13 protein-coding genes are annotated in these 11,601 nt (G+C 45.7%); all 13 read right to left on the minus strand.

Translation table 11 applies throughout. The annotated features are described in order from the left end of the window. Positions 1–740 (minus strand): ATP-binding cassette domain-containing protein (locus tag AC6I5A_RS06615; RefSeq protein ID WP_497900557.1); only part of this gene is annotated, 740 nt, incomplete at its 3' end. Between the two features lie 59 nt (positions 741–799). After that, complete coding sequence (locus tag AC6I5A_RS06620; protein WP_034613337.1) at positions 800–1,288, minus strand: GNAT family N-acetyltransferase; 489 nt, start codon at positions 1,286–1,288, stop codon at positions 800–802. 102 nt (positions 1,289–1,390) lie between these two features. After that, positions 1,391–2,431, minus strand: a complete 1,041-nt coding sequence (locus tag AC6I5A_RS06625; protein ID WP_497900558.1) for a hydroxymethylglutaryl-CoA lyase-like TIM-barrel protein — start codon at positions 2,429–2,431, stop codon at positions 1,391–1,393. Further along, positions 2,431–3,267 (minus strand): radical SAM protein, encoded by an 837-nt coding sequence (locus AC6I5A_RS06630; protein WP_034613340.1) that lies wholly within the window; start codon positions 3,265–3,267, stop codon positions 2,431–2,433. The genes AC6I5A_RS06625 and AC6I5A_RS06630 overlap by 1 nt, the downstream gene beginning before the upstream one ends. Before the next feature lie 74 nt (positions 3,268–3,341). Further along, positions 3,342–3,611 (minus strand): ferredoxin family protein, encoded by a 270-nt coding sequence (locus AC6I5A_RS06635; RefSeq protein WP_034613343.1) that lies wholly within the window; start codon positions 3,609–3,611, stop codon positions 3,342–3,344. 100 nt (positions 3,612–3,711) lie between these two features. Beyond that, positions 3,712–4,077 carry a NifB/NifX family molybdenum-iron cluster-binding protein gene (locus AC6I5A_RS06640; RefSeq protein ID WP_034613345.1) on the minus strand — a complete coding sequence of 122 codons (366 nt, stop codon included), beginning with the start codon at positions 4,075–4,077 and terminating at the stop codon, positions 3,712–3,714. Between the two features lie 223 nt (positions 4,078–4,300). Next, positions 4,301–5,638, minus strand: coding sequence for a nitrogenase iron-molybdenum cofactor biosynthesis protein NifN (gene nifN / locus AC6I5A_RS06645; protein ID WP_034613347.1), 1,338 nt, complete (start codon positions 5,636–5,638; stop codon positions 4,301–4,303). Next, positions 5,631–6,998, minus strand: a complete 1,368-nt coding sequence (gene nifE, locus AC6I5A_RS06650; RefSeq protein ID WP_034613349.1) for a nitrogenase iron-molybdenum cofactor biosynthesis protein NifE — start codon at positions 6,996–6,998, stop codon at positions 5,631–5,633. Before nifE ends, nifN begins: the two co-directional genes overlap by 8 nt. A gap of 64 nt (positions 6,999–7,062) precedes the next feature. Then, complete coding sequence (nifK, locus tag AC6I5A_RS06655; protein ID WP_034613360.1) at positions 7,063–8,490, minus strand: nitrogenase molybdenum-iron protein subunit beta; 1,428 nt, start codon at positions 8,488–8,490, stop codon at positions 7,063–7,065. A 13-nt stretch (positions 8,491–8,503) separates the two neighbouring features. Beyond that, positions 8,504–9,937 (minus strand): nitrogenase molybdenum-iron protein alpha chain, encoded by a 1,434-nt coding sequence (gene nifD, locus AC6I5A_RS06660; RefSeq protein WP_052167941.1) that lies wholly within the window; start codon positions 9,935–9,937, stop codon positions 8,504–8,506. 48 nt (positions 9,938–9,985) lie between these two features. Continuing rightward, positions 9,986–10,813 carry a nitrogenase iron protein gene (nifH, locus tag AC6I5A_RS06665; RefSeq protein ID WP_034613351.1) on the minus strand — a complete coding sequence of 276 codons (828 nt, stop codon included), beginning with the start codon at positions 10,811–10,813 and terminating at the stop codon, positions 9,986–9,988. Positions 10,814–10,855: 42 nt separating this feature from the next. After that, positions 10,856–11,239 carry a P-II family nitrogen regulator gene (locus tag AC6I5A_RS06670; protein ID WP_034613352.1) on the minus strand — a complete coding sequence of 128 codons (384 nt, stop codon included), beginning with the start codon at positions 11,237–11,239 and terminating at the stop codon, positions 10,856–10,858. A 2-nt stretch (positions 11,240–11,241) separates the two neighbouring features. Continuing rightward, positions 11,242–11,559: a P-II family nitrogen regulator gene (locus AC6I5A_RS06675; RefSeq protein WP_034613355.1), complete on the minus strand. Its 318-nt coding sequence runs from the start codon at positions 11,557–11,559 to the stop codon at positions 11,242–11,244. Between the last annotated feature and the right edge of the window lie 42 nt (positions 11,560–11,601).

Here is an 11,601-nt window from a genome sequence, read left to right on the forward strand (position 1 = left end):
AGTGTTTCGCAACAAGCCGCCTTAGTTTGACTTCCATATATTCCGTCCACTGGACCGACCGAGTAACTTAAGGTTTTTAGATCAGATTGCAGCATGCTAACAAATGTAATTTCATTTAAAGGCAACTTATCGTTTGTCTTGAGGCCAAAGTGCCATAGCCGAGATGGGGAGAATAACCTGACAATGCTTTCCCTGTTGAAGAAGACGATAGTCCGACTTTCTTTTTCCATCTTCTTTTTCACTTGGCAATCTAAAGCGGAAAAGGGTTCATCTAAGAGAAGCAACTCCGGGTCTGTGACGAGTGTCCTGGCCAAAGCCACACGCTGTTGCTGCCCACCGGAGATATACTGAGGATAGTGCTTATTCAGGTCAGTAAGTCTCAGACGTTCCATGATCGAAGATACTTTTTCCCTCTTTTCCAATCCAGGATGCTGATTTAGACCAAAAGCGATGTTTTGCTCTACAGTGAGATGGGGGAAAAGAGCATAATCTTGAAAAAGGAACCCGATATGGCGTTTGTAAGCTGGGACAAAGGTATGCTCGCTGGAATCAAAGAAGATAGTATCCCCAACTTTAATATACCCCTTGTCTGGTTCTTCTAGGCCAGCAAGCATGCGTAAAGTCATGCTTTTTCCACATCCAGAAGGACCAACTAAAGCTAAGGAGGTTCCCTCAGCCAGTTGAATATCAACTTGGAGGGAGAAGAGTTCCAGGGCTTTAGAAATCCGAAGTTCTATCAACGATTTCCTCTCCTTCCAACCTGTCGATTGAGCACATTGATCAGCGTCCTTAGAGTGCGCTACTCTTTGAGTGTATAAATATCGCAATTCCTTTTCTGTAAACATATCAGCTGGGTATACTTCCAATCCATCTTTTTGTAGAATTCCATCGCCCGTAGGTTGTTACGATCCGCTAATAACTGTAAGCGTCTTACCCCTCGTGCAATCGCCCAACTTTCCATGGCTAATAGCAGTTCCTTTCCTATGCCTTCCCCTCTCCAGGCGTCCTCAACTATTAAATCTTCGATTATGGCAACTATCCCTCCCTCGGCAGTTGAAACCAAAACCTGTGCCGAGCACATTCCAACGATCTGTTGATTTAACTCAGCTACCATTATGCGCCGATTTGTGCAATCACCTAGCATCATTTCTAAACCTCTTTGTTGGGTTACCTCATCGAATACAAAATCGGTTTCGATGGAAAACAAAACCTTTAGTAGTCTAATCATACCGATTATGTCAGAGTCTTTTGCCGTTCTAAAAGTGAAGTTCAATATTTGATTAACCACAGCCCTTCCCCCTGGCTTATTTCTTAAACTTTTTATAAATACACTCGCCGACATTGAATGTAACATGCTAGTTAATTATTGATAAATACCAAAACCCTTCTTTCAAGGCACATATGCAATCCCCTTAGCTTTTAACAATCGCAAGTTGCTCTTACGACCGGAGTATTTACCAAAGGAAGTTGCGTGCTGCCTCCCCACACTTTCAGGCGGATAGGTTTGGTAGTTCGCAACGTCTTTCTGGATGCCGTCGATGTGGATAGAAGAAGTATGGGTATAAACGTCTTCTCCAATAATCGGTTTGGCCCGAGGGATTTTGCGCTCCGTTGCCAAACTTACCATTAAACAAAGAGAATTTAACCTTTTTAAGTCCAGTCTCACAGAATGATTAAGGCTATACTTCAGCGCAACAGCTACTTCTTCAAGTGCGGCATTACCCGCCCTTTCGCCGATTCCTCCGACTGTGACACTAATTGCTTTGAAACCCGCTTGAACCGCTGCCAGAGAATTAGCCGTTGCCATGCCTAAATCGTTATGGGCATGAAATTCCAAAGGGATATTAGAAACACCCACAAACTTTTGCAGAGTGAAAAACACTTTCAAAGGCTCAAGAATTCCAGTAGTATCAGCAAAACGTACCCGGTCCACCCCGAACTTCTCAGCCTCCGATAATATCTCCACGAGAAACGCAAACTCCGCCCGACTGGCATCCTCCAGACCAAGAACAATATAGCCAACTTCTTTTTTGGCATTAAGGATACATTGTCCCATTTGATCAAGAACCCAGGCCCGGTCTTTTTTCAGCTTGTGCTTGATTTGTTGGTCTGAAGTAGGAATGGAAATGGCGACTCCCTCGACCCCCGTTTTGTAGCTCGCCTGAAGATCTGACAAAACAGCACGATTCCAAGTGATCAGACGAATGGGTAACTGGAGCGCCACTAATTGGGAAATGGTTCTAGTCTCTGCCCAACTCATGGCAGGCACTCCTACTTCCAGTTCATCAACCCCAGCGTCAGCCAAAGCCCTAGCTATCATTTCCTTTTGATGGAGACCGAATGCTACACCGGGAGCTTGCTCCCCATCTCTTAAGGTTGTATCGCATAACAAAACCCTTGGCTCTTTCTCTAATAGTCCTTTATCCATCATCAGAGCACCCCCATCGCATCGGCACGGCACAGTTGACAGTGAGTCATTTGGGGTAGAAGTGAGCCGAGACTGCCACGGCTGCTTGATAAATGTTCTTTCGTCGGAGCTATGATGTGCGCGAGTCTTCCTTGCGGAATCAAGGGCATTATGTTGTGAAGGTGCGCCCCTCTTTTCTTGATTTCCACACCCAAGCTGTATAAAAGCTGGACGTTGACGCCCGGAATAAGCACGGTGTTCACTTTTACAATCATTCCAGCTTTTGAAGCCAACGCAAGTCCGGCTAGTTGATTATCAATCAGTACCCTTGCAGCATCAGGACCAAGCAGAACTTTGCCTTTCCAGCGAATGTAACTGTAAATTTTGGCACCAATTTTCTCGTCTAAGGTATTAATCGTCACCGTAACATGTGACACTCCAATCTCAACCAATTCCTCAATCTTTTCTGGTAAAAGAAGGCCATTGCTGCTTAAACAGAGGATCATCTCTGGAAAATCCCTTTTTACCCCTCGCAAGGTTTCAAACGTTGCAGGGTTAGCTAAAGGTTCTCCTGGTCCTGCAATTCCAACCACGGTAAGTTTTGAACCAATGTCGGATGCTTTGGCCTTCTTGACTGTTTGCAGCGCTTCTTCCGGGCTTTGTACCCGACTGGTTACACCCGGACGGGATTCATTCGCACAATCAAATTTACGCACACAATAATTGCAGGATATATTACACTCGGGAGCTACGGCCAAGTGTATTCGTCCGGTTTTTCCATGCCCTTTTGTTGAGAAACAGGGATGGCCAAGATTTAAGTGTGAGCTACTCATATTTTTACGCATACATTCTTTATGCATCCTAATCCCTCCGATCGTTTATTTAATTCTTTATCAATTCAAACCTCGTACCTCGAATTTGTGTCTCGTCAAAATCAAGCTGATTTTTCCCTAAATGTATAACAGTGGCGCACGCAGATCTTGCCGCAAGACTGACAACCGATGCATTGGTCTTTATGGACTATCGTTGCTAAATGCCGTTCTGTTCCCTCGTCATCCTCGAAACTTTCCAGACCTAAGCATTTTTGAACACACAATTTCACACATCGCCCACACCCCAGGCACAGGTCGCTATCAATCGCTTCCACAAACTTAGGAGTCCAGGGCAATCCGCCAAAGGTTTTGTAAATTACTACTTCACTCACGTTAATCCTCCCTCTTCTGCAAATAAGAATATCTTGCTTTTTTCTCTCTGGTTATTTCCCTCATTCTTAGCCTTTCTCTCCTCAATAACAGTTTGCGAACTTACTTATTACCCAGTTTCTTTTTTAACCAAGGGGGTAGTTTTTGGGAAAGAAGCAACTTGTTTAGTCGGTTTAGTTCGTCGACAATCAACGTCCCTTCGGACACCTTCAAAGGATGAATACCACTTTGAACTAACCGTGCTGCCGCAGGACCACCAATCTGTATGCAATAGATGACCGCACATTCACGGAGCATTTTGATTCGCACGTCGACTTTATCATCAGATTCCATCATGTCTCCAGAAGATAAAGATGTGTGGATAATCCCTTGAGGTCCCCCTGTAAATTTATACATTTCAAACGAAGGTGCGGAAGCAAAATGCGAGTCAATTGTTTTTCCATCGCTACTGGCAAAGGCAATAAGCATACCTGTTCCCTCCCTCTGTTCTAAGACCTAGACCTTCTCTTGATATCTCATTCACTCTGAGTATTTTGTTATCTAAAACTATCGTCCCTTTCGTTTATTCGCTTCCAAGGATAAACTCCAATAAGTGAATCTAATTTCCTCTTACGAGCCTTTCAAGGCCCGGAATTACCCGTACACTCGAACCTCTTACCTCGAACTTCGTGCCTCGCAATAGATTTTCTTTCTAACTAATTGAATTCAAGGTGTCAAAGAGAAATTGTTGAGTGCCTTCATAGCCAATCCAGCGTTTTTGAGGGTAACCGGCCTGGTCAAAGACAGGCAAACCCGCTCTTAAATGGGGAAGTTTCAGCAATCCTGCGGCTTGACGACCATTCGAATTGGCGATAATTAAAGTACTCTGACTCGCTCGTTCCTCAAGGGTTTCCAAATCTCCCACTTCAATCGGGTTCGACAGGGATAATTTGTGGATGCCTGCTTGGGATGATGCCAAAGCCACAGAGATCTCAGCACCTACCTCAACCAAACATGAAGCTAGACTATACAACAGATCCATCTCCAAGGCGATGGCTAGCTTTAGACCGCCAAGTTGATCATGATAATCGGCAAGTGTATCCAGCAATCGGTTTCTTTGCCGGAGGAGCTTCTCCGGTATCGATTTACCTGCTATCTTGGCTAGAGTTTGCATGAACGTATCAGTTGCCGTGAGACCGGTTAGGGAAGGAAAGTTATAATGCGGGATTTTGAACTTATCCTTAAGTATTTCTCCTGCTTTCTCCATACTCAGTCCCAAAGAGAAGCAGGCGCTGCATTTTGACAAACGCTGAAAATCTTCGAGTAAGGTTCCTCCCTGAACCACCGGGGCAGCTTCCAGTTCAGCATGCCCATCCAATGAAATTGAAAGATCGGGGATCGTAATCGGCTTAAATCCAAAATTCAGAATGATCTCTTTTAGTTCGTCGACATCGCCCGGGGTTAAATGACAACCAGGCAATAAGGCTATAGACAGCGCAGAATCTTCAATAGTGTTAGAGTTAGTCCTTGACTTAGTAACGGACTGTTCCAGCGACTTGGTTGGATACACTGCTAACGTGTTAAGGAGTGCCTCGACCGTACGCTGATAGCCTTCTTGCATCGAACCGATATAATCCGGCGTGCTGGTCAGTACAACCGGCAGATCATGCAAATCCGGTCTCTCTAAGCGAAGGCCGGCCAGAGCGCTGACCATATCATCCCCATAAGTTTCGGTTAGGCCGGAACTCATCACCCCAATAATTTGCGGCTTATATTTATCGGCTGCCACTTCAATTCCTTTTTTAAGATGTTCCCAGCCACCAAAAATAGCTGAGTCTTCTAAAAGAGCCGTTGAATTTAGGGGAATCGGTTCCTTATAGTGCCTGGAAAGCTGCAGCCGAATGAACGAGGAACATCCCTGAGAACCATGAAGCAAGGCCAAAAGACCATTAACACCGAGATAAGCTAGCGTCGCCCCCAGAGCAGGACTATTTTTCTGGGGATTCCCCTGATAATGTCTCGTATTGGTCGTATTAGCCGTATCAGTCATCTTGTTCACCCTCTTTCGGGGGAAATTCCCGTCTTAAATGCCCCCAAACAGGACTCTGCACCGTACGCGTTAAGGTCTCGGCAAATTTAATCATCCCCTGATAGCCAGCATAAGGAATTTTTCGTCCATGATTAATATCCAGAAAAGGGGTTCGAGTTTTATGCGCTAAATATTTTGTCTTTCCACCGGCAACGATCAGGTCCGGTTTTTTCTCAGCAATAATCTTTAAAAAACCTGCCGAACTGGTATCTTCAATAATCTGGGCGGAGGGATCCATCAACGCTTTCATGCGCTGGAAATCCTCCGGGGTGGAGTTTTGGGTTCCTCCAGCTAGGATATTGATCCCTAATTCGGCCAAGGTCGACACCATCGACCAGGTTTTAACCCCGCCCGTAAACAAGATGGCTTGTTTATTCTCGAGTATCTTTCTGTATCCGGCAATGGCCTTTCGAGTTTCGTCCTCCTTCTTTTGAACATAAACCAACGTTCTTGCCAGCAGATCAGGATCACCCAGTGCCTTGGCGATCTTTATCAGCGTTTCAGAGGTGTCATGAATCCCGTAGAAAGACCCTTCAATAAAAGGTATACCATAGCGAACATTCATTTTTTGGACTAAGTTGGTCAAACTTTTGGAACAGATGAGCACATTCAATCTTGCTCGGTGGGCCGAACGTAAATCATCAAACTTGGCATCTCCAGTGATAGCCGTTTGGAGAGTGATCCCTAAGCTTTTTAAGTCCGGTGAAATTCCCCAAAGATCTCCGGCGATGTTATATTCTCCGATTAGGTTAATGGAACAGGGAATCTTTTCATCTGGTCCATCCCCTGTGCCGACGACCCTTTCAAATAACACCTCCCCCGCAATGCGATTTCCGATATTTTTATCTCCCAAAAAGCCTGGACAATTGACGGCAATGACAGGAATGGTCAATTCTCTTTCCGCTTCCAGGCAAATCTTGGCGACGTCATCTCCAATGAGCGACGAGACACAGGTTGCGTAGACAAAGATCGCTTTGGGATCATGTCTTAGAGCAATTTCCAGGATTGCTTCTTTCAGCTTTTTCTCACCGCCGTAAATTACGTCATTTTCCATAATGTCCGTGGTCAGCCCTCGCCGAAAAAGCTGGGAACCGGAGGAGCGAGCCCCTCGGTTATCCCATGAATTTCCAGCACAAGCAATCGGTCCATGAACAAGATGCGCAACATCCGTGATGGGCATGAGCACAACTCGTGCCCCATCATATGCGCAACTCCGCTCTGCGCCTTCGCCGGGGAGCGCCTTCATGCATAATTTAGGCGAACCGGCCTCCGCCGGCGACGGTTTATCTTTGAGATCCAATTTTGTCAGATTAGTAAACATGAAGCACCCCTCCGTTCATCTCTACCGAGTCACCCGCTTCCATAGATGGGTGTTCCGTATTCCACTAACGCATCATTTCAAAGTAAGCCTCTGGGGAGTTCCTGTCGACTTCCTCCAGAAACGTATTGACTATCATGGTAATTAAGTTAATTACGCCGTTATACCCAATGATCGGAGAGCGATGAAGATTCACCCGATCAGTGATGGGAAAACCAATTCTGACCAGCGGGATATTAGCGTCCCGGGCAGCCCACTTGCCATGGGAATCGCCGATTAGCATGTCGACCGATTCTGTAACCAGTAAGGAACGGAGATGCCAGAGATCCTTGCCTGCATAGAGTGTTCCTTCCTGACCGTAAGGACTTGACGCTAGTAAACTTTCCATGGCCTTTTTGAAGAGAGGAGTGGAATTAGTGCAAACTATGTGGACCGGAAGTCCTCCCATTTCGAATAAAAACTTGACAAGTCCGATGAGAAGATCCGGGTCACCATAGAGGGCAAATTTCTTGCCATGAATATATTGGTGAGCGTCTGTCATGGCATCGACGGCAAGTCCCCGTTCAAAAGTTATTTCTTCCGGCACATCCTTCCCAGTGAATTTGGCTACAGACTCGATGAATTTATCCGTGCCCGCGATCCCGATGGGCATGGAAAGCGTTTCAACTGGAACGGCCTTACTCGCCAGATATTTGCTGGTTGTCGGAATTGAATACGTCTGGAGGAATAAGAAACGCGCAGCATTTAACGCCTCATTCATTTCTGTAAGGGGTGTTCCCCCAGGGTACAATTTATAGGCGCCCAAATTAGGAGCATCCACAACATCACTATAGTCGGGCAACAGGGTATAAGGCGTATCCATAACTTTGAGAAGTCGTTTATATTCTCGAAGATTCCCCGGATACGTGTCAAAGCCTGGGACAACATAAAGTCTGTCGTTGCTTCTATCCTCCTGCCGAGGTGTTGCCAAGCATTCTATAAGGCCTTTGAGCATAGAGTCATACCCCGTAATATGAGAACCCTTAAAGCTCGGAGTATTGGCCAGGGCAACCGGAAAATCCAGGGGAATTGCTTCTTGTTTCTTGGCATTACCTAAATAAGCCCTAATATCGTCCCCAATAACTTCGGCCATGCAGCTTGTAAATACAGCGATCACTTTGGGGTTGTATATCGTATACGCATTCTTCAACCCTTCATAAATGTTTGTTTGCCCGCCAAAGACAGCGGAATCTTCGGTCAAAGAATCTGAGACGGCTGCTATGGGTTCTCTGTAATGACGGGTTAATGTGCTGCGAAAATAGGCGGTGCAGCCTTGAGAACCATGCGTAAACGGCAGGCATCCTTCGATCCCTAAGGCACAAAGCAAGGCGCCTAGGGGTTGGCAGGCTTTGGCCGGATTAATGACCAATTTTTCACGGGCGAAATTCTTTTCTCGATATTCTAACGAATTGAGCCAACTCTTTGTTGCCTTCGTACTAGCCGTCATATGCGACATCCTTTCTTCCAATTTATTTCTTCCAAGGCGGGTCGATTAATTTCCAGGTAGGGCTGTTAATGGCCATATCCATATCCTGGGCAAAAATTGGGAATCCTTCATAACCTTGATAAGGACCGGAATAATCCCAGGAATGCATTTGCCGGAAGGGAAGACCCATTTTTTCGAATACATATTTTTCTTTGATCCCCGAGCCGACTAAATCCGGTTTGAGTTTTGTTGCAAACTCCTCCATTTCATAAGCTGAGACATCATCATAAATTAAGGTGCCATCTTTTAAATCAGGAATGGTTCGCTCATAATCTTCACTGTGAGCAAACTCGTAGCCCGTCCCGATCACCTCCATGCCCAAATCCTCATAAGACCCGATCATGTGTCTGGGACGAAGACCGCCAATATAAAGCATTACTTTCTTTCCTGCCAAACGCGGGCGGTAGGACTCAATCACTTTCGCCATCTGGGCTTCATATTTCTCGATTACTTGTTGCGCCTTTTCCATGATACTTTCATCAAATTGAGCCGCAATCTTCAAGAGAGATTCTTTGATCTTAGTGGGTCCGAAGAAATTGAATTCCAGCCAGGGGGTTCCATGAGTTTTTTCTATATGCGAGACGATGTAATTCATACTTCTGGTACAGTGGATCAAAATTAGCTTGACCAGATGTCCGTTTTGCAGCATTTCTACTGTTGAATCACCGGTCCAAATATTGACAACCTTGAGACCGATTTCTTCGAGCAGTTTTTTACTGGCCCAAGCATCTCCGCCAATATTATAATCGCCGATAATTCCAATGTCGTATGGTCCTACTTCCCGACCTGGTCCTTTACCCAAAAGATAATCCCTGATAGCATCATTGGCTATATGATGACCGAGGGACTGGCTTATGCCCCTAAACCCTTCACAGCGAACCGGAATAACAGGGAGTTCAAGTTCTTGGCTCATGCGGCGAGCGACACTTTCAATATCATCTCCAATCAATCCGACAGGACATTCTGAGAGGACAGAAACCCCTTTGGCGTTCGGGAAGAGCCCAACAACCTCGCGGATTATTTTCTCCAGCTTTTTGTCCCCACCATAAATGATATCGTTTTCCTGAAAATCCGAGGTGAATAAAAAAGGTACAAAGTTGTCTACCCCGATTTCGCCTTCCGCTAGGTTCCTGCGGTTACCCCAGGAATAGTACCCACACCCGACCGGTCCATGGGAGATATGCACCACATCCTTGACCGGACCCCAAACAACCCCTTTAGCCCCCGCATAGGCACACCCCCGCGCGGTCATGATACCCGGGACTGTTTTCGAATTCGATTTGACGGCGCATCCAGCACACTCATCATCTTTGACCGCCAGATGTTGTCTCCGATTTTTTTGGGCCTTTTCCGGATATATTTCCAGAACTTCTTCCAGCACTTGTTTCCTTAAATCTTTTATCTCTTTGATGCTCATTATGCTGTCCTTCCCCCTGTCAATAAGAATTCTTACTTGTTAAAGTAATTACATATCCAGAATACCGAATTCCATCATTAGGGCTTCTAATTCATCCATGGAAAGCGGTGTTGGGATGGTCATCATGGTGTTATTTTCAATTTTTTTGGCCAACGCTCGATATTCATCTGCCTGAGGATGGGTAGAATTATATTCAATAACGGTCATTTTACGCACTTCAGCCCGTTGCACTTCGTTATCCCGGGGGATGAAGTGAATCATTTGAGTATTTAATCCTTTGGCCAAGGCTTCAATTAATTCAAGTTCCTTGTCTGTTTTACGGCTGTTGCAAATCAACCCACCCAGACGAACGCTCCCCGTTGTCGCGTATTTTAAGATTCCTCTCGAAATATTGTTGGCTGCATACATGGCCATCATTTCGCCAGAAGTTACAATATAGATCTCCTTGGCTTTATTCTCGCGAATCGGCATTGCAAATCCTCCGCAAACCACGTCTCCTAAGACATCGTAGAACACATAATCCGTTTCCGCTGTATACGCCCCGTTTTCTTCCAAATAGTTGATAGCTGTAATTACCCCTCTTCCAGCACACCCAACCCCCGGTTCCGGACCCCCAGATTCTGCACAACGAACCCCCAAATACCCTTCCACTAAAACTTCATCCAGCTCTAAATCTTCGACAGTCCCTCTTTCGCGGGCTAAATCCATTACTGTCGTTTGAGCTTTACTATGCAGAATCAAGCGCGTGGCATCTGCTTTAGGGTCACAGCCAACAATCGTAACTTTCTTCCCCATTTCAGCTAGGGCAACGACCGTGTTTTGGGTAGTCGTCGATTTTCCGATGCCGCCTTTGCCATAGATTGCGATTTGCCTCATGTCTATACATCTCCTTTATATCAACATCAAACTTACCTGAAGTTAAATAACTGCTCGAGAACCGGTTTCGCCCGTGCGAATGCGAACAACCTCTTTTAAGGGTATAACAAAGATTTTACCGTCACCCATGTGCCCCGTCTGATTCGCTTTAATAATCACTTCTATCACTTCTTCAACTTGGTCATCCTGCACCACAATTGTTAACATCCTTTTAGGAATCCAATTGAATCTGACATCATCCGCCATTCCTTCGTCTAACATGTGATTTAATTCAGGGTCGATTTCAGCTGCCCAACCTCCGATTCCGCCTTGTTTCCCGCGGCCCTCAACACTTTGAATCGTCAGAGCAGGAAAGCCGGCAGCTTCAAAAGCCTTCTTGGTTGCGGGTACCTGATGGCGTCGAATCACCGTCATTATTTCCTTCATCACTACAACCCCTTTGTCCCTTTACTTACGGTATAGGCTTCGTCGACTTCAGTCACAAAGACCTTGCCATCACCCATGGTTCCGGTTTTGGCGCTTTCGAGAATAACTGAAATTGCTCCATCCAGCTTTTCATCTTCAATGACTAAGAGAAGCAGAGTCTTTGGAAACTCATCATAAACCACATCCCCAATCCGAATTCCCTTTGTTCTACCACGCCCAAAGACGTGCATTTTTGTCAGCGATGGCATTCCCGCCTGCGCTAAGGCCTCAGCCACGATCTCTGTCTTATCGGGGCGTACAATTGCTCTAATCATTTTCATTAAGTTAATCCTCCTTTAAATTTGAGTTTACTTGCGCATAAA

Source organism: Desulfosporosinus sp. Tol-M2, assembly GCF_059735615.1.

Bases quoted from the DNA above. Each gene is read 5' to 3' on its own strand.
- nifH (WP_034613351.1), bottom strand. From the start codon at position 10,813: ATGAGGCAAATCGCAATCTATGGCAAAGGCGGCATCGGAAAATCGACG.
- AC6I5A_RS06640 (WP_034613345.1), bottom strand. From the start codon at position 4,077: ATGCTTATTGCCTTTGCCAGTAGCGATGGAAAAACAATTGACTCGCAT.
- nifE (WP_034613349.1), bottom strand. From the start codon at position 6,998: ATGTTTACTAATCTGACAAAATTGGATCTCAAAGATAAACCGTCGCCG.
- nifK (WP_034613360.1), bottom strand. From the start codon at position 8,490: ATGTCGCATATGACGGCTAGTACGAAGGCAACAAAGAGTTGGCTCAAT.
- nifN (WP_034613347.1), bottom strand. From the start codon at position 5,638: ATGACTGATACGGCTAATACGACCAATACGAGACATTATCAGGGGAAT.
- AC6I5A_RS06630 (WP_034613340.1), bottom strand. From the start codon at position 3,267: ATGCATAAAGAATGTATGCGTAAAAATATGAGTAGCTCACACTTAAAT.
- AC6I5A_RS06625 (WP_497900558.1), bottom strand. From the start codon at position 2,431: ATGATGGATAAAGGACTATTAGAGAAAGAGCCAAGGGTTTTGTTATGC.
- AC6I5A_RS06675 (WP_034613355.1), bottom strand. From the start codon at position 11,559: ATGAAAATGATTAGAGCAATTGTACGCCCCGATAAGACAGAGATCGTG.
- AC6I5A_RS06670 (WP_034613352.1), bottom strand. From the start codon at position 11,239: ATGAAGGAAATAATGACGGTGATTCGACGCCATCAGGTACCCGCAACC.
- nifD (WP_052167941.1), bottom strand. From the start codon at position 9,937: ATGAGCATCAAAGAGATAAAAGATTTAAGGAAACAAGTGCTGGAAGAA.